The organism is Hydrogenispora ethanolica, assembly GCF_004340685.1.
Classification (GTDB): domain Bacteria; phylum Bacillota; class UBA4882; order UBA8346; family UBA8346; genus Hydrogenispora; species Hydrogenispora ethanolica.
In genome coordinates this window covers 89114-114381 of sequence record NZ_SLUN01000014.1, presented here as the reverse complement: position 1 = coordinate 114381, position 25268 = coordinate 89114, and the positions used below count along the sequence as shown (strand labels likewise).

The 25268-nt window shown below is 58.8% G+C and carries 22 protein-coding genes and 1 riboswitch; of the genes, 10 read left to right on the top strand and 12 right to left on the bottom strand.

Translation table 11 applies throughout. The features are described from left to right. Positions 1-57: 57 nt before the first annotated feature. From gspE to EDC14_RS12685, 4 genes are all read right to left on the bottom strand, one after another. On the bottom strand, positions 58-1755 hold the full coding sequence (gene gspE / locus EDC14_RS12710; protein WP_132014697.1) for a type II secretion system ATPase GspE: 1698 nt from the start codon (positions 1753-1755) through the stop codon (positions 58-60). Between the two features lie 1117 nt (positions 1756-2872). Beyond that, positions 2873-4714, bottom strand: a complete 1842-nt coding sequence (asnB, locus tag EDC14_RS12705) for an asparagine synthase (glutamine-hydrolyzing) (RefSeq protein WP_132014671.1) — start codon at positions 4712-4714, stop codon at positions 2873-2875. A gap of 1228 nt (positions 4715-5942) precedes the next feature. Continuing rightward, positions 5943-6524 (bottom strand): transposase, encoded by a 582-nt coding sequence (locus tag EDC14_RS12690; RefSeq protein ID WP_132014670.1) that lies wholly within the window; start codon positions 6522-6524, stop codon positions 5943-5945. A gap of 21 nt (positions 6525-6545) precedes the next feature. Beyond that, positions 6546-7250 (bottom strand): outer membrane protein, encoded by a 705-nt coding sequence (locus tag EDC14_RS12685; RefSeq protein WP_132014669.1) that lies wholly within the window; start codon positions 7248-7250, stop codon positions 6546-6548. Between the two features lie 304 nt (positions 7251-7554). On the opposite strand from EDC14_RS12685, the gene EDC14_RS12680 reads away from it, so the two are divergent. The 3 genes from EDC14_RS12680 (at position 7555) to zupT (ending at position 11175) form a co-directional block, all read left to right on the top strand. Then, positions 7555-8397, top strand: coding sequence for an outer membrane beta-barrel protein (locus tag EDC14_RS12680; RefSeq protein ID WP_165907994.1), 843 nt, complete (start codon positions 7555-7557; stop codon positions 8395-8397). A 729-nt stretch (positions 8398-9126) separates the two neighbouring features. After that, on the top strand, positions 9127-10356 hold the full coding sequence (locus EDC14_RS12675) for a YibE/F family protein (protein ID WP_132014667.1): 1230 nt from the start codon (positions 9127-9129) through the stop codon (positions 10354-10356). 3 nt (positions 10357-10359) lie between these two features. Next, positions 10360-11175, top strand: coding sequence for a zinc transporter ZupT (gene zupT, locus EDC14_RS12670; RefSeq protein WP_132014666.1), 816 nt, complete (start codon positions 10360-10362; stop codon positions 11173-11175). A gap of 74 nt (positions 11176-11249) precedes the next feature. On the opposite strand, the gene EDC14_RS12665 is transcribed toward zupT, so the two are convergent. Further along, a complete protein-coding gene (locus EDC14_RS12665) occupies positions 11250-11789 on the bottom strand; it encodes an IlvD/Edd family dehydratase (RefSeq protein WP_165907993.1) in 540 nt (179 codons plus the stop codon). Between the two features lie 88 nt (positions 11790-11877). Here EDC14_RS12665 and EDC14_RS12660 point away from each other — a divergent pair, with 88 nt between their 5' ends. After that, positions 11878-12087 carry a PLDc N-terminal domain-containing protein gene (locus EDC14_RS12660; protein ID WP_132014664.1) on the top strand — a complete coding sequence of 70 codons (210 nt, stop codon included), beginning with the start codon at positions 11878-11880 and terminating at the stop codon, positions 12085-12087. Positions 12088-12239: 152 nt separating this feature from the next. On the opposite strand, the gene EDC14_RS12655 is transcribed toward EDC14_RS12660, so the two are convergent. The 3 genes from EDC14_RS12655 to EDC14_RS12645 form a co-directional block, all read right to left on the bottom strand. Beyond that, on the bottom strand, positions 12240-12602 hold the full coding sequence (locus EDC14_RS12655; RefSeq protein ID WP_132014663.1) for a response regulator: 363 nt from the start codon (positions 12600-12602) through the stop codon (positions 12240-12242). A 272-nt stretch (positions 12603-12874) separates the two neighbouring features. Continuing rightward, positions 12875-13255, bottom strand: coding sequence for a hypothetical protein (locus tag EDC14_RS12650; RefSeq protein ID WP_132014662.1), 381 nt, complete (start codon positions 13253-13255; stop codon positions 12875-12877). Between the two features lie 387 nt (positions 13256-13642). Next, the gene (locus EDC14_RS12645; protein WP_132014661.1) at positions 13643-14101 is read right to left on the bottom strand and encodes a hypothetical protein; all 459 of its coding nucleotides are present in this window, start codon (positions 14099-14101) and stop codon (positions 13643-13645) included. A 268-nt stretch (positions 14102-14369) separates the two neighbouring features. Here EDC14_RS12645 and EDC14_RS26800 point away from each other — a divergent pair, with 268 nt between their 5' ends. Further along, a complete protein-coding gene (locus EDC14_RS26800; RefSeq protein ID WP_165907992.1) occupies positions 14370-14519 on the top strand; it encodes a hypothetical protein in 150 nt (49 codons plus the stop codon). Between the two features lie 214 nt (positions 14520-14733). Here the strand turns inward: EDC14_RS26800 and EDC14_RS12640 are convergent, their stop codons facing one another. Beyond that, entirely contained in the window at positions 14734-16050 is a 1317-nt protein-coding gene (locus tag EDC14_RS12640) for a two-component system sensor histidine kinase NtrB (protein WP_165907991.1), read from the bottom strand. A gap of 808 nt (positions 16051-16858) precedes the next feature. Between EDC14_RS12640 and EDC14_RS27565 the strand changes: the two genes are divergently transcribed. The 5 genes from EDC14_RS27565 to EDC14_RS12615 all read left to right on the top strand — a co-directional run bounded on the left by EDC14_RS27565 (position 16859) and on the right by EDC14_RS12615 (position 23658). Beyond that, positions 16859-20026, top strand: a complete 3168-nt coding sequence (locus tag EDC14_RS27565) for a tetratricopeptide repeat protein (protein ID WP_132014659.1) — start codon at positions 16859-16861, stop codon at positions 20024-20026. A gap of 107 nt (positions 20027-20133) precedes the next feature. Next, positions 20134-20271, top strand: a riboswitch (FMN riboswitch). Positions 20272-20378: 107 nt separating this feature from the next. After that, positions 20379-21182, top strand: a complete 804-nt coding sequence (locus EDC14_RS12630; RefSeq protein ID WP_132014658.1) for an ABC transporter ATP-binding protein — start codon at positions 20379-20381, stop codon at positions 21180-21182. Then, positions 21166-21957, top strand: coding sequence for an ABC transporter permease (locus EDC14_RS12625; protein ID WP_132014657.1), 792 nt, complete (start codon positions 21166-21168; stop codon positions 21955-21957). Before EDC14_RS12630 ends, EDC14_RS12625 begins: the two co-directional genes overlap by 17 nt. 33 nt (positions 21958-21990) lie before the next feature. Then, a complete protein-coding gene (locus tag EDC14_RS12620) occupies positions 21991-22989 on the top strand; it encodes an ABC transporter substrate-binding protein (protein WP_207930744.1) in 999 nt (332 codons plus the stop codon). 147 nt (positions 22990-23136) lie between these two features. After that, entirely contained in the window at positions 23137-23658 is a 522-nt protein-coding gene (locus EDC14_RS12615) for a YgjV family protein (protein WP_132014655.1), read from the top strand. A 30-nt stretch (positions 23659-23688) separates the two neighbouring features. On the opposite strand, the gene EDC14_RS12610 is transcribed toward EDC14_RS12615, so the two are convergent. The 3 genes from EDC14_RS12610 to EDC14_RS12600 form a co-directional block, all read right to left on the bottom strand. Next, positions 23689-24009 (bottom strand): AzlD domain-containing protein, encoded by a 321-nt coding sequence (locus EDC14_RS12610; protein WP_132014654.1) that lies wholly within the window; start codon positions 24007-24009, stop codon positions 23689-23691. Positions 24010-24074: 65 nt separating this feature from the next. Then, entirely contained in the window at positions 24075-24413 is a 339-nt protein-coding gene (locus EDC14_RS12605) for a hypothetical protein (RefSeq protein ID WP_132014653.1), read from the bottom strand. Positions 24414-24478: 65 nt separating this feature from the next. Further along, positions 24479-25237: an AzlC family ABC transporter permease gene (locus tag EDC14_RS12600; RefSeq protein ID WP_132014652.1), complete on the bottom strand. Its 759-nt coding sequence runs from the start codon at positions 25235-25237 to the stop codon at positions 24479-24481. Positions 25238-25268: the final 31 nt, after the last annotated feature.

Here is a 25268-nt window from a genome sequence, read left to right as displayed (position 1 = left end):
CGAATCCCGGGCAGTCCATGGCTGAAACCGTAAGGAAGTTGCTTCAATCAGGCAAGCTCATTCAAACGTATACGCCGCCCGCACGATCTCATCCAAGGAAGTCAGTCCCTCCATCGCTTTGACCAGACCGTCCTGGAACAACGTCAGCATTCCGTTGCCGACCGCCACATCCTTCAGCGCGGCCGCCGGGACATTTTGGGCGATCGTCGCCCGCAGCTCCTGGTTAATGATTAATACCTCATGTATGGCCATGCGCCGGGCGTAGCCGGTATTATGGCATTCCGGGCAACCTCGGCCGCGGTAAAAAAGATGCTTGTCCGGATCGAAATTTGGAAAAACCGTCGTAACGATCTTATAATATGGATCGTCCGGCTGCAGTCGATAAGGTTCTTTGCACTGTTTGCACAACGATCGCACCAGGCGTTGCGCCAGCACCCCGGCGAGCGTGGAGGCGACCAAAAACGGCTCAATTCCCATATCGATCAACCGGGTTACCGTGCTCGGCGCGTCATTGGTATGGAGGGTCGATAAGACCAAATGGCCGGTAAGCGCCGCTTGCGAAGCGATCTGGGCAGTCTCCCGGTCCCGGATCTCCCCGACCATGATAATGTCCGGATCCTGGCGCAGGAACGACCGGAGCGCCGCCGCGAAGGTCAGTCCGGCCTTGTTGTTCACCTGGACCTGGTTGACCCCGGGGATCTGGTACTCCACCGGATCTTCCACCGTCAGGATGTTGATATCCGGACTGTTCAGCTCGTTTAAGACCGCGCTGAGCGTTGTGGACTTGCCGCTTCCGGTCGGTCCGGTGACCAAGATAATGCCGTGCGGCTGCCGGTAGACTGTTCGAAACTTCTCCAGGGTCATGGGGATAAATCCCAGCTGCTCCATTCTGGCCATGATATTGGTCTTAAAGAGCAACCGCATCACGATCTTTTCCCCGAAAAGCGTCGGGATCGCCGAGACCCGCATATCAATGGCCGTTCCCTCAACCCGGATCTGCACCCTGCCGTCCTGCGGCAACCGTTTCTCGGCGATATTCATGCCGGAGATGATTTTAATCCGGGAGATGATCGCCGCTTGGGTATTCTTGGGCGAAGTCATGATTTTCTTCAGATGGCCGTCGATCCGGAAACGGACGAGCAACTCTTTCTCAGTCGGCTCAAGATGAATATCGCTGGCCCGTTCCTTTACCGCCTGGGTCATGATCAGATTGACCAGCTTGACGATGGGCGCTTCCTCGGCGGCCTCCAAATCATCGTACTGGGGTTCTTCTTTTGTCTGTTCAAACTCAATATCGAGGTCCTTGAAGACTTCCTCGATGGAGCCCCGCATTCCGTAGTATTGATTGATTGCCCGGTTTAGATCTTCCTCCGTGACGATCACCGGCTGAATTTCCATGTTCAGCGACAAGCGAAGCTCGTCAATGGCGAAAACATCAGTGGGATCGAGCATTCCCAGGATTATCCGTTCTCCCGCCCGGTCCACCGGAAAAACTTTATATTTCCTGGCTAATTGCTCCGGAACCAGTTCCACGGTCTCAGGAGCAATCTGTTTTTTCGCGATAACAACATGAGGGATTCCCAGCTGGAATTCCAAAACCTCAATCAGGTTTTGCTCTGTTAAGTAACCCCGTTTTACCAAAATCGAGCCTAATCTAGCCTCGGTTTTACGCTGTTCCTCCAGGGAATCCGCCAGTTGCTGAGGAGTGATAAAGCCGTGCCTAACTAGCAAATCGCCAAGTTTCTGCCTGGACATAACAGCCATGGGTAGTTGCTCCGTATACCGACGTAAAATACCGACTTAAAAATCTTCCGTAAGAAACAGCCGCATCAGGAAATCATCAAAATTACAACTCCCAAAGCGGCCCAAGGTTTAAAGATGAAATGATGCCAACGAGCGATCGATCCGAAATCCGGAATATTCCGTTTTACAAATGCAATCCCTGACCGAATCGCTACGTTCGTTATGATTAGTAATACACGATGAAGATTAAAAACAGCCGTACCTTGGGATTAATAAAGGTTTAAAACAATTCCCAATTGAAACGCCTGTAAATTAACTGTAAATTATCGGTAATTTCATTGTAGGTCAAAAGACCCAGTTTGTCAAGGTTTTGTCCGAAAAATCCAAGAACGGAAGGGTTTCAAAGACATTTCAAAGGAATCTTCCATGATAGTAAACATTTCATTTCCAAGAAAAGGAATGAACCGAACTCTCGCACGGGCTCGTCAAAGTCAAAAGTTAAAGATTCATTACTCCCGCAGAGGCGCAAAGGTGCAGAGTTTAGTCGCATGAAAATCAATAACCCTCGTTTCGTTTTTCTTAGCGTCTCAGCGCCTCTGCGGGAGAATGAATGGATAGGACTTTGACGTACCCCTGGCGAGGCCTCGTGTGACCCCGGTTGCCGATGCGGATTCTCTTTCGATTTGTCTCGACGATTCCTTGAAACGAAAACCAGTCTTAAGATTGATTACTCCCGCAGAGGTGCAAAGGCGCAGAGTTTTTGCATAAATCAACAACCCTCGTTTCATTTTTTCTCAGCGTCTCAGCGCCTCTGCGGGAGAATGAAAGGACAGGACTTTGACGTACCCCTGGCGGGCCTCGTGACCCGGTTGGCCGATGCGGATTCTCTTTCGATTTGTCGCGACTTTTCCTTGAAACGAAAACAAGTCTTAAGATTGATTACTCCCGCAGAGGCGCAGAGTTTAGCCGCATGAAAATCAACAACCCTCGTTTCATTTTTTCTCAGCGTCTCTGCGCCTCTGCGGGAGAATGAAAGGACAGGACTTTGACGTACCCCTGGCGGGCCTCGTGACCCGGTTGACCGATGCGGATTCTCTTTCGATTTGTCGCGACGATTCCTTGAGCGGTCCTACTCGATGACCACCCGGTATTCCTTCAGCCAGATCTCCAGTTGGATCAGATAGGCCAATAGCTGAGGCACCGTCATCAGCTGGCCGAACCAGGGGACGTTGAAATCGGGCTGTTGCACCGCGGCGGCCAGGGTCGAGACGTCGATCAACTCCCGCAGGCGGTTGTCCGGGGCCTCCAGGATGGTCTGGAGCTCCCGCTTCACCCGCTCGAAATAGTCGGGGTTATGGGTCTTGGGGTAGGGGCTTTTCTTGCGCCAGACGACATCTTCGGGAAGCATATCCGCGACGGCCCGCCGCAGGATTCCCTTCTCCCGGCCCTCGCAGGTCTTCATGGCCCAGGGAATATTCCAGACGTATTCCACGATCCGGTGGTCGCAGTAAGGAACCCGGACCTCCAAGCCGTGAGCCATGCTCATCCGGTCCTTCCGGTCTAACAGTACCTGCATGAACCAGTGCAGATTGAGATAAAAGAGCTCCCGCCGCCGCTCTTCGGTGGGGTCCTCGCCCGGCAGGCGCGGCACCTCGGCCAAGGTCTCCCGGTAGCGGTCCGTGACATAGCGGCGAAGATCGATCTGGTCGCGCCATTCAGGAGCCAGCAACCGGCTGCGGAAATCCACCGCCAGGGACCAGGGGAAAGTATCGGCCGCCACCGCTTCCGGCCGGTGAAACCAGGGATATCCGCCGAATACTTCGTCGGCGCACTCCCCCGACAGGGCCACCGTGGCCTCTTTCTTAATCTCCCGGCAGAAGAGCCACAACGAAGAGTCGATGTCGGCCATGCCCGGCAGATCGCGGGCCAGCACCGCCCCGCGCAGCGCTTCGTAAACCTCGGGCGTATCGACCACCACCGGGAAATGGCGGGTCCCCAAAAAGCCCGCCATCCGCTCGATCCAGGGCTGATCGGGGTTGGGCTGGAAGGCGCTGGGCTTGAAGTATTTATCGTTGTCGCGGTAATCGATGGAGAAGGTCCGGAGCGGCTCTTTCCCCTCCGCCTGGTAGTCGCGGGCCGCCACCGTCGAAATGACGCTGGAGTCGAGGCCGCCCGAGAGGAAAGTGCAGACCGGGACATCGGAGACCAGCTGCCGCCGGATCGCGTCAACCACCAGCTCCCGTACCCGCTCCACCGTGGTCTCCAAGCCGTCGGTATGGGGCCGGCTCTCCAGCTCCCAATACTGCCGCTGTTTCAAGCCGTTGGCCCGGTCATAGAGCAGCCAGTAGCCGGGACGGACCTCGGCGATCCCTTTTAAGACTCCCTTGCCGGGGGTGCGGGCCGGACCCAGCCCGAAGATCTCGGCGACGCCGTCCCGGTCGAGCACCGCCTCGACCCGGGGATGCGCCAGTAAGGCCTTGATCTCCGAACCGAAGATCAGCGTCCCGCCCCGGAGGCAATAGAACAACGGCTTCACGCCCATCCGGTCGCGGGCCAGAAACAACGATTGGTCATATTCGCTCCAGATCCCAATGGCATAAATGCCGTTGAAGCGTTCGACGCAGTCCGGGCCCCATTCGATATAGGCGACCAGCACCACTTCGGTATCGGAATACGAATCGAAACGGTGCCCCTTCGCCTCCAGCTCGGCGCGGACCTCCGCCGTATTGTAAAGCTCGCCATTGTAGGTCAGCACATAGGTCCGTTCCCCGTAGCGCTTGATCATCGGCTGCCAGCCGCCCGCCGGATCGACCACGATCAGCCGCCGGTGGCCGATGGCCGCGTGCCGGGACGTCCAGTACCCCTCGGCGTCCGGTCCCCGGTCCGACAACCGCCGCGTCATCTCTTCCAGCAGCGCCCGCTCCCGGGTCAGATCCGCCTCCCAGTCCACCCATCCGGCTATTCCGCACATCCATACCAGCTCCTCATCTTGTGACAATGGTATAGGATATGCGAGGGGGCGGGATTTGGTCATCGCGGTGTAATCTTCGTGTTATTTTCGATCGACGGGGGGCGCATCAATGGGGTTCACGGAAAAAAATTCAACAGTCTCCCCCGGTTTCAATCCATACAGTCGAGTAGATGGAGCCTTCGCGGACCCCACCCCTCACAGAACCGTACGTTCCCGCCGCCGAACCCATTGTTTTCATCATGCCCACCGAAATATCCACCGGGATTTCCGTAGGGGCAACCCCCTGTGGTTGCCCCACGTATGGTTGCCCCACGCATGGTTGCCCCACGCATGGTTGCCCCACACACGGTTGCCCATCACATCCGGTATCATGTGTTTGCCCGTTCCGTGGGTGTTCGAGATCGTGGCGATTGCATGTTCCACCGGGGCAGGCACGATGATTGCATGTTCCACCGGGGCAGGCACGGGGGCCTGCCCCTACCATTGCCATGATTTCGATGATTCCGTGGCTGTGATTCGGCATGACGACAAATTCATGGATGGCAAAACCGCTATAATGTTGGGGGATTTCATTCCAAACCGTTGCCACCATCCGCCCTGCTTCATTCAAGATCATTGTCCCGTTTTCATTTTTGCCCAATAAATATAACCGGTTCTGGATACAGATGGTGATGAAATATGGTCTGGCGCGAATAGTCGTATCCTTATCAGACGAATGGAACGACGATGATGGATTTCGGGATTATAGGTCATCTTTGCCCCACACACGGTTGCCCCACGCATGGTTGCCCATCACATCCGGTATCATGTGGTTGCCCGTTCCGTGGTTGTTAGATCGTGGCGATTGCATGTTCCACCGGGGCAGGCACGATGATTGCATGTTCCACCGGGGCAGGCACGATGATTGCATGTTCCACCGGGGCGATTGCATGTTCCACCAGGGGCAGGCACGGGGGCCTGCCCCTACCATTGCCATGATTTCGATGATTCCGTGGCTGTGATTCGGCATGACGACAAATTCATGGATGGCAAAACCGCTATAATGTTGGGGGATTTCATTCCAAACCGTTGCCACCATCCGCCCTGCTTCATTCAAGATCATTGTCCCGTTTTCATTTTTGCCCAATAAATATAACCGGTTCTGGGTACAGATGGTGATGAAATATGGTCTGGCGCGAATAGTCGTATCCTTATCAGACGAATGGAACGACGATGATGGATTTCGGGATTATAGGTCATCTTTGCCCCACGCATGATTGCCCATCACATCCGGTATCCTGTGGTTGCCCGTTCCGTGGTTGTTAGATCGTGGCGATTGCATGTTCCACCGGGGCAGGCACGATGATTGCATGTTCCACCGGGGCGATCGATTGCATGTTCCACCGGGGCAGGCACGGGGGCCTGCCCCTATCATTGTCACGATTTCGATGATTCCGTGGCTGTGATTCGGCATGACGACAAATTCATGGATGGCAAAACCGCTATAATGTCGGGGGATTTCATTCCAAACCGTTGCCACCATCCGCCCTGCTTCATTCAAGATCATTGTCCCGTTTTCATTTTTGCCCAATAAATATAACCGGTTCTGGGTACAGATGGTGATGAAAGTAACCGTCCAAGAGCAGATCGAAGAAGAAACAGCCTGAATCAATTCATCCAAACCCCAAGCAACTGAGTTCATCAGGTGCTTTTCGGTGGATTTTTTTGCTTTGTGCCGGTTGGAAGATGTTTTTAGGATAGCAACTTCTGAAACTTCCCATTCTCTGCTCCGATGCTCCACTGGGAGCAGTTCAGCAGCGAGGGGGACCATGACAAAACCTTGCTTTTCGTTTCAGAACCGGTAAACCGCTCCCAAGCGGACCACCGTGGTGGAACTCTTAAGCCGGGGATCCGGTTTATACTCCGTGCCTCCGAACTTGATGCGGTCAAAACGAAGTCCGTTATACAGGATCGCCCCATCCAAAGCGATACGGTCGAATTGATAAAGGAATCCGATGCCGGCATTGTAGCCGGATCCATCGAACTTGGAATCATCCGAGCCCAATAAAGTGCCATCGCTGGCAAAATACCCGACATTATCATCCACTTTGACCCTGGCATGGCTGTATCCTAACAATCCATACAGCGCTAAATTGTTTTCGCGTGGATCGACGAAATAATACTTAAAATCCAGACTGATCAGATCACAGTCACTGTCGCTGCTATGGAAGACATTCCCGCCTTCCGCGAATTGAAAACTGGTCGGCAATCCCGTCCTGTAAAAGCTTAACTCCCCGGCTATCCGGCCAATCCGTTCGCCAATCGTCAATCCCGCTCCATTATGGGATCCCAGTTTCGGTACAGCCACAACTTTGCTCTTATCCTCTGTCGCATAAAGAGCGGACCATTGGAAATCATCCTCCAACCCGAAATTCTGCATACTGACCTTCACATAAAACTCCCGATCGTTGGCCTCGGCCAGCGCCAGACCCGTCGCTCCCAGGATGAGCAGCGCTGTCAACAGCCCAATCATCCAGCTTTTCATCTGCCAATTCAATCAAAACACCCCCAAAATATGAAATCCGCCATAAAACTAAATGTTTTTCAAACATTCAAATTGTAACATGAAAAAGTTTCCAAAACAACCATTTCTCCACGAATGTATCAAAAACGTTTTGCGGTCAAACGCTTTCCCGGGCGGGATTTGAGCCCTGTTCCCATCCGCCCGGCCACTCCAGAAAACACCATGCTCTGGTCTGCCATTTTGGCCCGGAATGTTCGCATATTTCCAAAACCTCCTACACATACATAATAGCGGTCCTGAAGGGCCGCAAACTTTTTATGAAAAGGAAGGGAATTGGATGAAACGGATGATCTCGGTTCTCCTGGCGACTCTGGTCATGGTCTTCGGCCTGGCAATGGCGGCCCAGGCCGCCAACGACTTCCAGGTGGGGTTCGGTTATGAAAAAACCGACAACGAACTGACCGTCGAAATTTCGGACTTCGGAAAAGTCAAACTCGATACTCCAGGCAACAGCTATTTCGCCGAACTGAAGTACCTGCCCGCCGATTGGCTCTCCTTCTCCGCCAAATACAACTGGGGAAACGCCGATTTGGCAAGACTCGATATTTATCCCGCATATGCCGATCTTGATCTGGATGAAACGACCGCCCTCCGGGCGGAGGCCGCGCTGAACTGGCAGGTGAACGACTCCTTCAAACTCAGCGGCTTGGTCGGTTATGCGCGGTATAAGACAAAGCTTCAATTGAATGCCGCGCTCCCCGATGATGACGGAGTAATCAGCGGAACGGGCAACGTCCGGCAAAAATATTCCGGAGCCTACGCCGGAGTCGCCGGCAATTACCGGCCGGCCGAAAACCTGGAGCTGGGCGCGGTCTACCGCTATATGTTCGATCCCGACGGCGAGTTGAGCGGCGATTTGACAGCGACTTTCCCCGAGGAAACAGAGGAAAGTTTCGCCGCAGGGGATTCCGGCTATTTTGCGGCGCAAGCCAAAACCGACATGGACGATCCTTCCTCGTCCGAGCTGGAACTGTACGCCCGTTACGCCATCAACGAGGCTTGGAGCCTGAAGGCCGGATATACCCAGACCTGGATGGAGTACAAAATGGTCGAGCTCCCCGGGGTGAAGGTGAAAAACTCCACCGGCGGCCTGGCGCTGACCGCGGAATACAAGTTTTAGGCCCGAAGCGTGCAAACGGGGAGGCGAGATCCTCCCCGTTTTTTGTTTCCGGCCGAAGGAGCTTTGAGTCTGTCAACCGAGGCCGGATAAACCAATGAGACCCAAAACCTGCCGGGATGGGAACCGGGGATGCTTCCCCGAAGGCTGGTCCTTCTTCCCCGGGCTTCGGGGATGTTTCCCGAAGTCTCCGTCTTCTTTCCCCGGGGTTTGGGGAAGCATCCCGAAGCTTTGGTCCTTTATCCCGGAACCTCCGGGATTGTTCCCGAAGGCTTCGGGATGCTAGGATGAACCTTCGGGAAGAAAGGATCGCAGGATCCTATGAAAGGATCATCGGATCCCTTACAAGGATGAAGATCATCCCTTACACGGATCATGGCATACCTTACAAGGATCGCAAGATCCTTTGAAAGGATCGAGACATCCCTTACAAGGATGGCTTTCATCCTAACAAGGATGAAGAATATCCTAGTTGGACGAAAGACCATACCTGACACGAAGGCGGATCGACTGATATATTAGGGGGCTGGGTGAAGCGGACGGAACCATGAGAAAGCTTGGACGAAGCAAGCGGTTTTAGGGACGAAGCGAGGTCCGGAATTCACGGCGATTGGAGATCGGGTAGCAAAAAACCACGGATTCCAGTTGAACGGCGAAATAAAGGAATCCCTTCCGGAGGCGTCGAACTGTCATTTGAACAACCATCATCCTCATCGCAGGCAAGGAGTTCTCATGACCGTACCGACCAAGAAACCCATCGCGTTCATCGGCTTTTTACTCTTCGTCCTCTGTCTCGGCGCCGCCGGCGTCCTCGCGGCCGGCGGTTCCGGCGTTCCGTCCGGACCCGGTCCGGACTCCGGAGCGTTTCAGGAACATGAAGTCGTGGTGAAAGCGCGGATTCTGCGGGAGATCTCCAACGAATCGGTAATCGATCCGCTCAGCCGCAAGCCCACTGACGGCCGGCGGCTGAAGGTGCGCATTACCTCCGGAACATTCAAAGGCCGGGAAGTCGTGGTCTTCCATTACGATACCGACAACCCGGTCTTCAATATCAAGGTGGCCCCCGGCGACGCGGTGACCATCGCGCTGACCCTGAAGGACGGCAGGATCCGAGAGGCCTACATCGTCGATCTGTTGCGCGAGCATCAGCTGTATATCCTGGGCCTCCTCTTTGTGCTGCTGCTTCTGGCCATCGGCTGGCGCAAGGGCGCCCAGGCGCTCTGCTCGCTCCTGTTGACGCTGCTTCTGATCTGGGGCGGCTTGCTCCCGGGAATCCTGCGCGGCTACTCCCCGGTGCCGCTGACGATCGTCATCGCCCTGGCCGCCACCGCCATTACTCTGACGGTGGTCGGCGGCTTCACCATGAAGAGCCTGGCGGCGATCCTCGGCAGCCTGGGCGGGGTGGGCATCTCCGGCCTCACCGCCCTCATCGCCGGGAAGTCCGCCCATCTGACCGGGTTCGGGAGCGAGGAAGCGGCGATGCTGCTCCATCTGCCCCAAAATATTCAGCTGGACGTGCAAGGACTGTTATTCGCGGGAATCATCATCGGCGCCCTGGGCGCGGCGATGGATGTCAGCATGTCGGTGGCCACGGCCGTGGACGAAGTCTGGCGGATCCATCCGGGGCTCGGTACGGGCCAGTTGATCCGTTCCGGAATGAACGTGGGGCGGGACATTATGGGCACCATGGCCAATACCCTGATCCTCGCCTACACCGGGAGCTCCATGCCGCTGATCCTGATCTTCATGGCCTACCGGGAGTCGCTGCTGAAGATCATTAATTTGGACATCGTGGCCACCGAGGTGGTACGAGCCCTCTCCGGCAGCATCGGCATGATGATGGTGATTCCGCTGACTGCGATCATCTCCGGCGCGCTGCTCGGCAGGAAAGCGCGGGACGGCAATCCCGAACCGCCGCCGTCGGAGAGGGACTATTGGAATACATGGGATGGGAGGAAATGAGCGATGTTTGACGCATCCAACGTGGCGCTGGCGTTCGGCTTGACCGTCTTTGCCGGGCTGGCGACCGGAATCGGCAGTTTTATGGCTTTTTTCACCAAACGGACCAATACCCGTTTTCTCTCGGTGGCGCTGGGATTCTCGGCCGGCGTGATGATCTATGTCTCGATGATCGAGATCTTTGTCAAAGCGCGCGAGGCGCTAACGGCGGAACTGGGCAAGACCGCCGGGGCCTGGTGGACGGCGGCCGCCTTCTTTGCCGGGATCTTTTTGATCGCCATCATCGACAAGCTGATCCCCTCCGCCGAGAACCCCCACGAGCTCCGGCACGTGGAAGAGCTGGCCGAAAGGGGCGCGGCGCCGCCGGAGCAGAAACTGCTGCGGATGGGCTCCTTCACGGCGCTGGCCATCGCCATCCATAATTTCCCCGAAGGTCTGGCCACCTTCACCTCGGCCCTGAAAGATCCGTCGCTGGGCGTGATGATCGCCGTGGCCATCGCCATCCACAATATTCCCGAAGGCATCGCGGTCTCGGTGCCGATCTTCTTCGCTACCGGCGACCGGGCCAAGGCCTTCCGGCTCTCGTTCCTGTCGGGCCTGGCCGAGCCGCTCGGGGCGTTGGTGGGTTATCTGATCCTGGCCTCTTTCTTCAACGGCATCGTCTTCGGAGTCCTCTTCGCGGCGGTGGCCGGGATCATGGTCTTCATCTCCCTGGACGAACTGCTGCCGACCGCCCGGGAGTACGGCGAGGCGCACCTGGCGATTTACGGATTGATCGCCGGCATGATGGTCATGGCCGTCAGCCTCCTGCTCTTTCTCTAACGTTACTATCGGCCAAAAAAAAGCAAGCCCCCGGCGGGCTTGCTTTTTCATTATCCGGGTTCGGATTGTTCGGATCATTCCATATACGCGCCCTTGCTCACCGGGGCGGCCCGTTCGAAATAGCGGCGCAGCACGCCGTGCTTCCGGGCGGCCGCCGGCGGCGTCCACTGGCTGCGCCGTTTTTCAAGCTCTCGGGCCATCTCTTCCGGCCCGCATTCCTTGCCGGCGAAGCCGACCACATCGAGGCGGCGGCCCGGAATATCGACGAGTAGCAGATCCCCGGTCCGGATCAGGGCGATCGGCCCGCCCAGCGCCGCCTCGGGGGCGACATGGCCGATGCAGATGCCCCGGGTCGCTCCGGAGTAGCGGCCGTCGGTGATTAGGGTGACCGAGGCGCTCAGCTCGGGCACCGAAGCCAAGGCCTCGGTGGTCATGAACATCTCCGGCATCCCCGAACCGCGCGGCCCTTCATTGCGGATGATGATGATGTCGTTGGGCTGGACTTTATTCTCGACGATCGCCTCATAGGCGGCGTCCTCGGACTCGAAGACCGTGGCCGGACCCCGCTTGACGAAGTTTTGATTGGAGACCGCCGCATACTTGTAATGTTGCAACTCGGCAACATCCATAACCTTCCAGCTGCATTTTCGGCAGATAATTCTCGCCGAGCTGCGCATAATACCCTGCAAGGAGCGATGAAAGATGTTTTTGGACGGGAGAATATTCAACGGGTTATGGTCCCTGATCAGCATCGGCCTGGCGGCTTGGGCCGTCTGGTGGACCTACCGGGATGCCAAAAGCCGCGGCATGACGGCCTGGGTATGGACGGCCGTGGCGTTGCTCTTTTTTCCCCTGGGGTTCATCATCTATCTTATCGTCCGCGCCTTTTCCAAGCCGAAGAACCCCGCTTGACCCTGCCCCGGCGTCGTTTGGGATTATTGAAAAGCCGGCCTTGCAAGGATCATGGGATCCCTTACCCGGAAAATAAAAATCCGCCGCATGAGCTGTCTCATCGGCGGAGCAATAGTTTTCGTCATGTCCTGTCTTTGCAGTCATTTGGCGGTTTAGGCGTGAAGAATGGCGCTGACCGTGGTCACCACTTTCTCCTCATCGATCGGTTTCACGATGAAATGCTTGGCGCCGGCCTTGATCGCTTCCAATACGATATCCTTCTGGCCCATGGCGCTGCAAACGATGATCTTCGCCTGGGGATCGACCTCCAAAATTTTTTTCAAGGCCGTGATGCCATCCATTTCGGGCATGGTGACATCCATGGTCACTAGATCCGGCTTGATCGCGGTATAGGTCTTGATGGCCTCGGCGCCGTTGCCGGCCTCGGCCAATTCCTCAAAAGAACCCATTCCAGTCAGGATCCGTTTCATGACCGCCCTCATAAAGGCAGCGTCGTCAACAATTAATGCTTTCATAAACGTTCACATCCTTATGATATTAAGTGGACTCCCTATTTAGTTTTGAGCCCTATTTTGGCCGACACGAGCCAATATTAAGTCCTCAGGCGCGCCAAGGCACCTTAATTACTAATTTTATCGGCGAAACTCGGTGAATCTTAACAACTAAATTGCAGCAATTTTTAAATTTTTGCCGGTCTGTGCCTTCTGAAATTCCGGGGTCGCACACGCCCCCCATGCCAGCCGGGGCCCGGGTCAATGCCCGTCCGCGAGTCTTGGAGCGGAGGTATTCAGGCGCGCAATTTCTGCCAGCGCCGGATGAGCGACCGCTCCAGCCAGCTCTCTTCCGCCACATACTGGTGGATATCGTCGCAAAACTTCAGTAGCAGATCGATATAATAGCAGTCGAACGGTGGCTCCGTTTCAGCCAAGATTTCCAGCAGCCTCGCCACGCCCCGGTAAACCGCAACCAATCCATCCAGCCGCAGCGGGACGGCCAGTTGCTCCAGGTTGCGGATGATTCGAAGCAGGTCCGCGACAGCTTTCCGGTCAAAAGGATCGACAACCAGGCCCAGCAGCGCTTCCACCATCGTTTCAAGTTCCGTCCAGGTTGCGGCGCGGAATTCCCGCTTCATTCGTTCATCGTTGAATATTCCCCGGTGCTCCTCCACAGCTTCACTCCTCACCGCTTCTAAATCTGAAAGGGAATTTATCTCGCAGTTTTCAAAAAACGCCCTGTCGAACCCGTTTTGTTCCTTCCGCGAGTTGGTGCCGGGATGAACCGAGGCTACGGTGAAGATTACAAAAAAAGACCGGCATATAGCCGGCGCGGAAGGGGGGGTTATTAATTATAAGGAGGTGAACTCAATACTTATTATAGCATTGTAAATTCAATGCGCAAGCGGTTTTGCTCATTTTGAACCTTTAGTCCGGGGCAAGATAGGCCCAAGGTCCCGGTCCGGCAAAACAGTCCTAGTCATATAGTCCTATCCATTGGTTCCGGGCCGCACCGGACGGGCCCAATCCTGGCGTCCCGGGCATCCGGCGAGCCCACAAATTCAGGGACTTTTCCTGGATTTGGAGGCATGGAGCAAACCTCCGGCCAAAAGCAGTGGAAGCTGCAAGCTTTTTTCATAATCCTCCAGTTTGCCCAAGGCGCTCTTGACCGCGCCGGCTGCTGTCGCGGAGGCGGAAAGCCCCGATTCATGGTCCATGGACAGACTGACCGCTTGATAGGCCACAGCTAATTCGAAGGTGAGTTCGGACGGCAACAATTCGACCGCCAACGCGGTTAGATCGCGCCACACCGCAGTCATGGACGGCAGCTCCGGATCGCGGCCCGCTTCCAAAAACGCCAAGTTCGTCCGGAGGTCGGTTTTCAGGACACTCACCAGATTGGCCGTGACTTGCTTAACCCGGAGATAGGCCTGGCGGGATTGGAGCAAAAACAGCAACAAAGCGCCCAATCCGCCGCTCAACAGGTTGAAAAGTAGCTGGTTCCACTGGCCCGGTTCCATCGCGGCTCACTCCGATCCCGTACGGCATGGCAGTTCAGGGAGTCCATTTCCAAGTATATGTCCCGGATCGGCCGTTCATGCCGAAAGCCCGCCCCGGTCTTTTCGCCCGTTCTCCCCAAAAGATACGGAAGTCCCATGACTCTTATCCCATCCGGATCATAAGCTAATAGTAGCCTAGTAGCCGGTCATCCCCTACCGGTTTTGCGATCCTCGGATCGCAGATTGAATTTTCGGATAATTCTTACGATTTTATAAGGAAATCGCAACCATGGCCCGCAAAACCGGTTGCGACAATTATCCCACGAAAGGAAGTGCAGTCATGGGCGGCTATAAAAACGGAATCTTTGACGCCAATTTGATATGGATTATCCTGCTGCTCATCATCTTCTGCTGCCTCTGCGGCAACGGTTTCAATTAGCAGGTGTCCCCCCGGAATCCAGACCGGTTCGGCAGAAAACCGGTTCAAGCCCGAGCGCCAGACGCATAAAAACACCCTTCGCCCGCAAGACGGGAGAGGGGTGTTTTTTCAGGGAAAATAGGTCGCACTTAAGATCATGGTGTTCAAATACGCCTTGCGACATATCGAGCTTGAACTCCCCGCCGGGGGCAGCGCGCCCGTGGCTCCCGGAAGGTCAGGAGGACTGTTCGGCGGACCGGGGCCGCGCCGGCGCCTCGGAAATGGCCACCGGCAAGGTAATCACAAAGGTGGTGCCCAGCCCCAACTCGCTTTGGACTTCGATGGCGCCTTGATGCTCGGCAATGATCTGGCGCACAATCGCCAAACCCAAACCGGTGCCTTGGGGACGGGTGGTAAAGAAAGGATCGAAGATCCTGGACAGCCGCTGCGGCGGGATTCCTGCGCCCGAATCGCTGAACTCGATGCGCAATTGCCGCCGTTCCGGCTGATAAGCGGTTTGAATCGTGATTCGTCCCGCGCCGTCCATGGCATCGATCGCATTGAGCAAGATATTCAGGAAAGCCTGCTGCAAGCGCTCGGCGTCGGCGAACAGCCGCGGGGCTTCCGGGCAGAAAATCTTTTCGAAGCGGATTTGGCCGATGCCGTTTTTGAGGGCCGCCAGTTCGAGCGACTCTTCCAGCAGCCGGTGGAGGTCCGCGGATTGAAAAGCGCGCTCCGCCGGACGGGCGAATTTCAACAGCCGCCCGACCAGGTGCTCAAGCCGGTCGACTTCGCGGATGATGAGTTGCGGGAAACGGAACGCGATATCCCCGGGCTCCGTCCGGTCCTGCAAAAATTGGGCGCTGGTCCGGATCGCCCCCAGCGGATTGCGGACCTCGTGGGCGATTCCCGCGGCCAGCTCGCCCATGACCGCCAGTTTTTCCGCCGCGGCGACCCGCTGTCTGAGTTCGCGGACCTCGGTGATATCCTCAAAGGTGACGGCCCATCCGGCCATCCGGCCGTCCCGGTCCCGCAGCGGCGTGGCATGGATCGCCAGCCAGCGCTCCCGGCCGCCATCCGCCACCGCCAGTTCGTATCCTTGATAAGTTTGCCGCGCCGCCAGCGCCGTCTCCAAAATGTTTCGGAACTCCGGTTGCGCCGCGAAGGCCGCGGCCACGGGCTGATCCAGGACCGCCGCTCGCGCCAGCCCGAGAACGGCGCAACCGGCCCAGTTGATGGCGGTGACTTTGCCCGCCGGGTCGATGATGACGAGGCCGGAGCGGATGGCGTCCAGGATGCCGGCGCTATGCCCGGCGCCGGCCGCCGCTTGGGTGTTAATCGGCCGCGGATGGTCGGATTCGGGCGCGCGTTCGGTCAGGAAATGGAAGGCATCAGCGGGGTAGCCGCCGCCAGCGTCCAAACCTAGGTCAGGAAGGAATTGATTCCGGGAGCGGCTGAAGCACCGGACATAGGTGCCGCCGCAGACCAAGGCGAGCAAGGCAAGGAGCGCCCTCCGCCACCTCGGGTTCAAAGTGAATCCACCGAACACCATTTGTAAAAACCTCCAAAAATTATCATACCATAAATTCACAGGGGAATCCATCCATCAGGAGCTACCGCCAAAATCCCCTTAAAGTCCCGTCATTTCTGGCAAAACCCCTCCGCTGCCGGCGGAACCGTGAAACTCTTTTTTAAAATGTGGAATTATCGCGGCCTTTTCGAAAAATGCCAATAAAAAAAACGCCCATTTATCATTTTCCAGTGGCAATTTCCATCAATACCGCCGCTATTCTACTTTCCGGTTCCGGAAATGCGATCGGCGGGACCGGAATGGTATTTTCCAAAAGGTCCAGCTCCACCGGCAGGGCCGCTACTTCATTTTCCAGGGTTTCCAATTGGTTTGACAAGGCTGCCAAGGCCATTTTCGGGACGGCCGTGGCGATTTCCGGGACTGCAAATTCGCTGCGACGGCCGGAATTTTCAATGGGCCGGTCGGGACGGCCGTGGCGATTTCCGGGACTGCAAATTCGCTGCGACGGCCGGAATTTTCAATGGGCCGGATTGGAATTCCAATTTCCGGGAGTAACCACGTTCATTCCGGCTCGTCCGCTCTTTCTCCGGCAGCCGGGACCGGGGGCGGTACCGCTTTTGCGCCAGCTCCCGCCGGCTTCGCTGATTCCGCCGCCGTTCCCCGATGGCATGTTCTGCCCGGAAAACGATATATTGTAATACAGCATTTTGCCAAAGTGTTAACGGGTTTGGAGTGAAAAGCGCGAACGCCTCAGCGCTTTTCGCGAACAAAGCCGTTTACGCTTTATCAAAATGCGATAAGACATTTCCGGACGGGTTGGTGCGATTTCATGCGAAAATGGTGCATTTTTGCCCTCATCCTCTTGCTTTGCGCCGCTTGGGGCGGCGGATCGGCCCGGAGTTGCCTGGCCCAATCCGGCGGGGCCGCGCTGGCTGCGGCGGGCCAGCCACCGGCCGGCGCTGCGTCAGCCGCCGCGCCAAGCCCGCCCTGGTATCAACGGCCGCTGCCGCCGCTGAACCTCTCCCGCTGGACGCTCGGGCTCTTCGCCGCCGCGCTGGCGTTATTGGCCGGGGCCGGCGCTGGCTGCGCCTATCTCCTCTACCGCAGCGGACGCCGGGCGCTGCGGCGGATCGGCCGGGTTGCCCGCAATGCCGCGGTCCTGGCCGATCAGGCAGCCAGCCGGGCGGCCTTGATCGAGAGCCCCTTGGCGGCGCTGATCCGCGCCTTGCGGCAGCGCACCGGCCCAGAACTACAGGCGGCAGTCGCCGACCGGCTCAGCGAACCGGCCCCGCCGGAACTGCAAGCGCATTACGCCAGCCTCGGTCAAACCATCGAACTGCTGGAATGGCTGGGCGCCGAGCTGACCATGGCCGAATGCCTCGGCCGCGGCCTCGACCTTTACTATCGAAATCAACCCGCGCGGGCTCTAGCTTATTTTGAAAAAGCCCGCCGCAAGGCGGAGCAGGTCAAAAAACCGCACTGCCTACCCTGGCACGGCATGGGAATGTGCCTGGCCCGGCTGGGGCGGCGCCCCGAGGCGCTGGCGGCACTGGAGGAAGCCGTAAAACTGTCCGGGTCCGATGCCCTCGTCTGGGCGGACCACGGCAGCCTGCTGGCCCAAATGGAGCGCCTCCCGGAAGCGCTCGCCAGCTACGACCGGGCGGCGGCGCTCGCTCCGTCCGAGGGCGCAGTCCTGCGGGAGCGGGGCCGCATCCTGGCGCTGCTGGGCCGGGACCAAGACGCTTTGGCCGTCTATGAACAGTCGCTGTCCCTCGCTCCCGGGCAGCCGGAGCTGTGGCATGCCCGGTCCAGGCTCCTCAACCGGCTGGGGCGGACCGCCGACGCCCTGGCCGCCTGCGAGCAAGCCACCAGCCGCCGGCCGGACTACAGCGAGGCCTGGCTGGATCAGGGGCGGATGCTCCGCAAGCTGAAACGGCCCGGCGAGGCCCTGGCGGCGCTGGACCGGGTCCCGCCCGGCGATCCGCTGCGGGGCAAGGCGCTCTTTCTCAAAGGATTGCTCCTGGCCGATCTGGCCCGCTTCGACGAGGCGCTTCTGGCCCTCGACCGGGTCGTCGAGACGGAGCCGGGCTCCACCGGATTATGGCTGGCCCGGGCGGGAGTCCTGCGGGCGTTAAACGACGGCCCGGCGGCGTTGCGCGCGGTGGAGCGGGCGCTGGAGATCCAGCCCGGAGCCTCCGGCGCGTGGCAGATCCGGGGCGAAATCCTGGCCGATCTGGGCCGGGACGGCGAGGCGCTGCTGGCCTTCGACCGGGCGCTGGCCATCGCGCCCAGCGCCTCCGTCCGGCAGGCCCAGATCCGTCTGCTCCTCAAGCTGGAGCGCTACCAAGAGGCCCTGCCCCTCGTCGAGCAGGCCCTGGCCGCCGACCCCCAGGCGGAATTCTGGAAGCAAAAAGGAGTCGTCCTCGATCAGTTGGGCCAACCCGACGCGGCGCTGACCGCCTTCGACCGGGCGCTGGAGCTGGAGCCGGATTCGCCCGAGGCCCTATGTTTAAAAGGTTTTATCCTGGCCGAACTGCAGCGGGAGGACGAAGCCCTGGCCCTCTTCGACCGGGCGGCCGCGGCCGCGCCGGATCTGCCCCCGCTGGTCTGGGAGACCATGGGCCGGCTCCATTTGGAACGGAACCAACCGGAGCCGGCCCAAAAGGCGCTGGAACGCGCGGTGCAACTGACTCCCGACTCCGCCGAGGCCTGGACCGGCCTGGGCAAGGCGCTGCTCCATACCGGCCGGCGCGCCGAGGCGTTGGCCGCCCTCGACCGCGCGCTCCGGTTGCAGCCGGGAGCGGCCGAACCCTGGCTCTGGAAGGCTCTGGCCCTCATCGGGCTGGAACGTTTCGAGGAAGCGCTGGTCGCGCTGAATCAGGCCGTGGAGATCGATCCGCACTGCCGGGCCTGGCATATCAAAGGAATGCTCCTGGCCGATCTGAACCGGAACGACGAAGCCATCGCGGCGCTGGACAAAGCCTCGGAGCTCGACCCGCGCAATGGCGAGATCTGGTTCTATAAAGGAAAGACCCTCTACGAACTGGAATGCGACGACGAAGCCCTGGCGGCGCTGGAGGCGGCGCTCCGCTGCGACCCGGATTCACAGGAAGCCCGCTTTTATCTGGGCATCATCCTCCAGGAGCGGGGCCTCCTCGACCAGGCCGGCGCGGCCTTCGCACAAGTCCTGGAGAATGACCCCGGCTTCAGCAAGGGCTGGCTCTTCCAGAGCAACCTGCTCCGCGTCATGCAGCGGCCCGCCGAGGCCCTAGCCGCCATCGACCGGGCCATCGGAGCCGATCCCGCCAACAGTCTGGCCTGGTACTTCAAGGGCATTCTCCACTATGAGCTGCGGGATTTCCGGGCGGCGCTGAACGCTTTCGAAAACGCCATCGCCTTGGGGCCGGAAGTCGGCCAATTCTGGTTCTATAAAGCCTTGGTCCTCGGCGGGCTGGGTTTGAAAGAGGAAGCGGTGGCCGCCTACGCCAGGGCCCACGACCTCGAGCCGGGGCTGGTGGAAGCCTGGGCGCTCAAGGGCTGCCTCCTGGCGGAACTGGGCCGCGCCGCCGAGGCCCTGGCAGCCTGCGACCGGGCCCTGGAGATCGGCACCGAAAGCGCCCGGGCCTGGTTCTACAAGGGCTATGTCCTGTGCCGGCTGGACCGCGCCGCGGAGGCAATCTTTTATATCGAGAAATCGCTCCAGCTGGACCCGGACGATGCGGAAGCCTGGAACCTGCGGGGCCTCATCCACCAGCAGCTGGGGCGGATCGACAAAGCCTTGCACAGCTACTACCAGGCGCTGGAGGTCGATCCGGATTCGGACGAAGCCCATTATCACCTGGCCCGCTGTTGGGCGCTCCAGGGCAACAAGGCCAAGTCGCTGGAACACCTGAAGGCGGCCATCCGGCTGAACCCGGCCAACCTGGAGCTCGCCCGCTCCGACCCTGACTTCGAAGCTTATCGCGGCGATCCCGACTTTGAAGATCTACTCGGGTGAGGGGCGGTCCCGGATCGTCAAAAATAGGTAACAAACCGGCCGCGCCCCTTTACAACCGCCCGCCCGGAGAGTACAATGAATTCGTAGAATTCGCAACCCAAATTGAATATCTCCTTCAGGGCAGGGTGCGGCAGAGTCCAATTCCCGACCGGTGGTAGTGGGTTAACCCCCGAGTCCACGAGCCTAACGGCTGATCTGGTGCGATTCCAGAACCGACGGTACAGTCCGGATGAGAGAAGGCAAATTGGATAACCAAACGCCCTGAAGCGAGCTTCGGGCGTTTTTATTTTTGCGAGGGCTTCGTTACCTCTCAAAGCCGGACCGGCCATAATCTCATTTTTTCAGGTGCGTGATGACAGAATTGACTCCACTGCCTCAAACAGCTATTGAAGTGAACCAAGTCAGCCTGGCTTACCAGAGCGACCAGCCCCCCGAATTGGCGGCCGTCGACCTGACGGTCCGGGAAGGCGATTTCATCAGCCTGGTCGGTCCCAGCGGCTGCGGCAAATCGACCCTGTTGCGGCTGATCGCCGGCGTCCTGACTCCCACCTCCGGGAGCATCACCGTCTTCGGCGAGCGGCAGATCGCCGGCTGGTCCCAGCTGAGCTTCGTGCCGCAGGAGGCTTCGTTGCTCCCCTGGCGGAATGTCCTGGCCAATGTCCGCCTGCCGCTGGAACTCGGCCCCCGGGCCGACGAGGCGGCCATGGACCAAAAAGCCTATGCCGCGTTGGACCTGGTCAACCTCACCGGCGTGGCCGACAAATACCCGCACCAGCTTTCCGGGGGCATGCGCCAGCGGGTCGCCCTGGCCCGGGCGCTGGTGGGCCAGGCGCGCCTGCTGCTGCTGGACGAACCCTTCGCCGCGCTGGACGATATCTCCCGCAACCAGCTCCATTTGGAGCTGCTGCGGATTCAGCGCCGGACCGGCATCACTGTTTTGATGGTGACCCACAATATTTTCGAAGCGGTCTTCCTCTCCCAGGCGGTGGTGGTCATGGGCGAAAAGCCCGGCCGCATCCTGGGCAGCGTCGCCATTGATCTCCCGGCCCAGCGGACGCTGAAGCTTTTGGGCACCCCGGCCTTCGGCAGTCTGGTCGGAGCGGTGCAAGAACTCTTGGAACAAGGTTGGAGCGATTATCATGGCAATGGCCGATAAACCCGGCAACCCGCCGCCGGAGACGCGGCGGCATTCCAGCTATTGGCCGGCCGTCGCCGGAGGACTGGTCTTCCTGCTCTTCTGGCAATTCCTGGCCGGTTTCTATGAACCGTTCATTCTGCCCGCGCCGGCCGAAGTCTGGAGCCGCCTGCTCGAATTCATCCGCGGCGGCCGGCTGGCCGGCCATTTCCTGATGACCTTCAGCGAGGCCTTGGGCGGTTTCGGCTTGGCGGCGCTGACCGCGCTGCCCCTCAGCTACCTGCTGGCGCGCCATCCGGCGCTGGATCAGCTGCTTACCCCGTACATCGTGGGGATCCAGGCGGTCCCCATCGTCGCGCTGGCGCCGCTCCTGGTGATCTGGTTCGGCTTCGGCATCACTTCGAAGCTGCTCATCGCCGCCCTGGTGGCCTTCTTCCCCATTCTCACCAATGGCGTGATCGGACTGCGCGAGGTCGATCCCCGCCTCAAAGAACTGCTCACCATCATGGGGGCCGGGCCGCGGGAGATCTTCTGGAAGCTGGAGTTCCCCTCCGCCCTGCCGGTGCTCTTCGGCGGTCTGAAGCTGGGGATGACGCTCTCGGTCATCGGCGCGGTGGTCGGCGAATTCTCCGGCGCCGGCAAGGGCCTGGGATATCTGGTGAATTTCGCCCGCGGCTCGTTCGACACGCCGCTGATCTTTGTGGCCCTGATCATCCTGGCCCTGCTGGGAATCAGTTTCTACTTGCTGCTGGCCGGATTGGAATACTGGCTGATGCCCTGGAAGCGTCAGCGCTGAACTTATAGCTCGAAACGGTGGAGGTTGAAAATGATGAAGAAACTTTCGTCCCCATGGGCCCTCGGCATGCTGCTTTTGGCCGTGCTCCTCGGAGCCGCTTCCCTGGGGCTGGCGAAGCCGCGCCCCCGGACCCTGACCATCGGCATGACCTATATTCCCAACGTTCAGTTTGCCCCCTGGTACGTGGCGCAGGAACGGGGCTATTTCCGGGAGGAGGGCCTGGAGGTCAAGTTCGATTACCGGATGGACATCGACGCCTTGCAGCTGGTGGCGGCCGGCCAATTGGATCTGGCGGTCGCCGGCGGCGATCAGGTGATCACCGCCCGGGCCCAAGGGATCCCGGTCAGCTATCTATTGACGCTCTATGCCAAATTTCCGCCGGCCATCGTCGCCAAGGCGGACTCCGGGATCAAGAGTCCCCGGGACCTGATCGGCAAACGGATCGGCCTGCCGCTCTACGGGACGAACCTGCTGGCGATCAAGGCCATTCTGAAGAAAGCCGGCGTGGCCGAGTCCCAGGTCCAGCTGGTGGATGTGGGATATACCCAGATTCCCTCGCTGACCGCGGGCAAAGTCGACGCCGTGGTCGGTTTCGCCAACAATGAGCCGGTGAAGCTGCGCGCCGCCGGTCAAGCGGTGAACGTGATCGCTTCCTGGGATTACCTCAACCTGGTCGGGCACGGCCTGGTCACCGGGGAAGGCCAATTGAAACGTTCGCCGGAGCTGCTCCGCAAGATGGTCCGAGCCACGCAGAAAGGCATGCGCTATGCGCTGGACGAACCCGACCAGACCTTCGCCATCTGCCTGAAATACCTCCCGGAATTAGGCCGGGACCAGCAGCGCATCGAAAAACAGGTGCTGTACGAATCCTTGAAATTGTGGGAAAATGATTATACCCGGCAACACGGATTGGGCCGTTCCGACCCCAAAGCCTGGGACGAATCGCAACGGCTCATGCTGGAACTGGGCCTGATCAAAAAAACAACGCCGGTGCGGCGCCTGCTGCAGCAGCAGTTTTTAGAAGCCAGGTAAAGTCTCTTTCAAATTCAATTCGAGCGGAAAAAGTTTTTAAAGACTTTATCACTTGCTTCAAACAATCGTTATGATCCTTCCGGCTTTCAGCCGGGTTTATTATAACTCTTTTACAAAGACAAAGCGCGGTCTTCAGGGAGGAAACCGATGAAGGACTGGATGATTCAAGGGATTGGTTTTGTGGGACTCATTCTAGCGTTCGTTTCATTTCAAAACAAACAGAAACAGGGCATTCTCTTCTATCAGATTCTGGCGTCCCTCGCCTACCTCTGCCACTTCTTTCTGCTGGGGGCATTCACCGGCTCGGTCATGAACCTGCTGGGCGCGGTCCGCAACGGCGTCTTTTATCAGCAGGACCAGAAAGGGAGCGGCGGCCGGTTCTGGCTGTATTTCTTCATCGCTGCCTATATCGCCAGCACCGTTTGGACCTGGAAAGGCTATTACAGCTTATTGCCGATGACCGGGATGATCGCCGGGACCATCAGCTTCTGGATGAAAGATCCCAAATGGATCCGGCTGATCATGCTGATCTCCCCGCCATGCTGGTTCACGTATAATCTGCTCTCCGGCTCCATCCCCGGAATGATGACCGAGGTTTTTAACATCATCTCCCTCGCCGCCGCGCTGATCCGCTTCGATTTCGCCCGGCCCGCCGCCGGCCGCAAGTAGTCCCGTCCGGCCGCCCGGTTGCGCCCGGAGTTAGCCGAGGCAGACCAGGAGCGCAACCGACGCCACGCCGGTCACCACTGCCAGGAGCGGGTTTTTGCCATAATAAGCGGCCACCGCACTCAGAAACGCGGCCGGCAGATAAGAATTGGCCCAGTTGAACTGGACCGTTCCCTGCTTCACCAGGATGGCCGGAGCAATCAAGGCGGTCAGCACCGCCGGAGCGATGAAGCTCAAATACTTGCCGAATCCCGGGGGCAGCTTTTTGGCGCCGTCGAAGACCAGCAGCGGGAAACGGGTGGCATAAGTGGCCAGCGCGGCGCCGGCAATGATGATGACGATCTCCTGATTCAACTCGACTCAACTCCTGACGTTTTTGGGGCGGAATTCCCCGCCGCCGTTTTTCCGGACCGCTCCGCTCACGGACCACCGGTCCCCAGATTGCATTCCAGGCGGCGGAGGGTTTGGGGAACTGTCCGCCAATAAATCTCCCGGTACTCGCGGATCATGATTTCGGCGACGGCTCGCTCCGGAAAGAGCGGGTGGACCTCGATCCAATGAATCAGGGTTTCCCCGGCGCCTCCCTCTCCGCATAGGACCCCCAGCAGCTTATCCCCGGCAAAAAGCAGATAAAGCCGGCTCAAATTATCCTCAATCCGTTCTTTGTCCCACCCCCGGCTATTGGCGTGGAGCAAACGCCAGATCGCCGCGCTGTCCCTGGGCTGGGCCGCTTGAAAAATGATCTTCCGCTCGTTCATACCATCTCACCCCCATTCCGCCGTTCCCGGCGCTGCCATCATGAGTTGCCTGAAATGAATTGCTTTCATCCCCACCCGGCTTCATCCACCGCTCCCGTCCGGTCTGTGTTCGAGCACGCTGCTTGCCGGGAAGCCTCCGGCTTAACGCCGCGCCGTTCGGCCAGGTATCCGACGGCGCTAGCGATCAGGGCGGCGATCACGATGTACCATTTTCCTGGCAGATAGATGCTGCCCAGCACGGAGACGAGCGCCGCCGTCACGACCGTCAACACCACCGGCCCATTCCGGACCAGCGGAACCAGCATGCCAATGAAGGCGGCGACAAAGGCGAAATCCAGAATGGAGCTCCAGCGGGCCGGGATGAAGTTGCCGCCGTAATACCCGGCCAGCGTCGCCGCGCACCAGAAGCAGAAGAGGCAGATCCCGCTGCCCAAAAAATACTGGATCGTGGGCCGCTGCGTTTGAAAATGGGAGTAAGTGGCCGCATAGCTCTCGTCGGTCAGGAAAAAGGCGCCCAGCATCCGCGCGGCGCGGGGATACCCCCGCAGATACGGCGCCAGGGAAGCCGCCATCAGGTAGTGGCGGAGATTGATGATGAATACCGTTACGACGATCGGCAGCGGGTCGATGCCGGAGCCGATCATCTGGACCGCCGTCAGCTGCGAGGCCCCGGCGAAGATCAGCATCGACATGGCCAGGGCCACCCCCGCCGACAAGTGGGCCTGATAGGCCAAGACGCCGTAAGCGAGGCCGTACAAAAAGGCCGAGATCCCCAGCGGCACGGAGTTTCCAAAGCCGCGACAGAATGATTGAAACCGTTCCATCCGTCTATCCTCCTCATTTCATCATCCCCGA

What these genes read in the sequence shown, in the direction of transcription:
- gspE (WP_132014697.1), bottom strand. Translation starts at nt 1,755, where the DNA reads ATGTCCAGGCAGAAACTTGGCGATTTGCTAGTTAGGCACGGCTTTATC.
- asnB (WP_132014671.1), bottom strand. Translation starts at nt 4,714, where the DNA reads ATGTGCGGAATAGCCGGATGGGTGGACTGGGAGGCGGATCTGACCCGG.
- EDC14_RS12690 (WP_132014670.1), bottom strand. Translation starts at nt 6,524, where the DNA reads ATGGTCCCCCTCGCTGCTGAACTGCTCCCAGTGGAGCATCGGAGCAGA.
- EDC14_RS12680 (WP_165907994.1), top strand. Translation starts at nt 7,555, where the DNA reads ATGAAACGGATGATCTCGGTTCTCCTGGCGACTCTGGTCATGGTCTTC.
- EDC14_RS12675 (WP_132014667.1), top strand. Translation starts at nt 9,127, where the DNA reads ATGACCGTACCGACCAAGAAACCCATCGCGTTCATCGGCTTTTTACTC.
- zupT (WP_132014666.1), top strand. Translation starts at nt 10,360, where the DNA reads ATGTTTGACGCATCCAACGTGGCGCTGGCGTTCGGCTTGACCGTCTTT.
- EDC14_RS12660 (WP_132014664.1), top strand. Translation starts at nt 11,878, where the DNA reads ATGTTTTTGGACGGGAGAATATTCAACGGGTTATGGTCCCTGATCAGC.
- EDC14_RS12655 (WP_132014663.1), bottom strand. Translation starts at nt 12,602, where the DNA reads ATGAAAGCATTAATTGTTGACGACGCTGCCTTTATGAGGGCGGTCATG.
- EDC14_RS12645 (WP_132014661.1), bottom strand. Translation starts at nt 14,101, where the DNA reads ATGGAACCGGGCCAGTGGAACCAGCTACTTTTCAACCTGTTGAGCGGC.
- EDC14_RS26800 (WP_165907992.1), top strand. Translation starts at nt 14,370, where the DNA reads ATGGCCCGCAAAACCGGTTGCGACAATTATCCCACGAAAGGAAGTGCA.
- EDC14_RS12640 (WP_165907991.1), bottom strand. Translation starts at nt 16,050, where the DNA reads ATGGTGTTCGGTGGATTCACTTTGAACCCGAGGTGGCGGAGGGCGCTC.
- EDC14_RS27565 (WP_132014659.1), top strand. Translation starts at nt 16,859, where the DNA reads ATGCGAAAATGGTGCATTTTTGCCCTCATCCTCTTGCTTTGCGCCGCT.
- EDC14_RS12630 (WP_132014658.1), top strand. Translation starts at nt 20,379, where the DNA reads ATGACAGAATTGACTCCACTGCCTCAAACAGCTATTGAAGTGAACCAA.
- EDC14_RS12625 (WP_132014657.1), top strand. Translation starts at nt 21,166, where the DNA reads ATGGCAATGGCCGATAAACCCGGCAACCCGCCGCCGGAGACGCGGCGG.
- EDC14_RS12620 (WP_207930744.1), top strand. Translation starts at nt 21,991, where the DNA reads ATGAAGAAACTTTCGTCCCCATGGGCCCTCGGCATGCTGCTTTTGGCC.
- EDC14_RS12615 (WP_132014655.1), top strand. Translation starts at nt 23,137, where the DNA reads ATGAAGGACTGGATGATTCAAGGGATTGGTTTTGTGGGACTCATTCTA.
- EDC14_RS12605 (WP_132014653.1), bottom strand. Translation starts at nt 24,413, where the DNA reads ATGAACGAGCGGAAGATCATTTTTCAAGCGGCCCAGCCCAGGGACAGC.
- EDC14_RS12600 (WP_132014652.1), bottom strand. Translation starts at nt 25,237, where the DNA reads ATGGAACGGTTTCAATCATTCTGTCGCGGCTTTGGAAACTCCGTGCCG.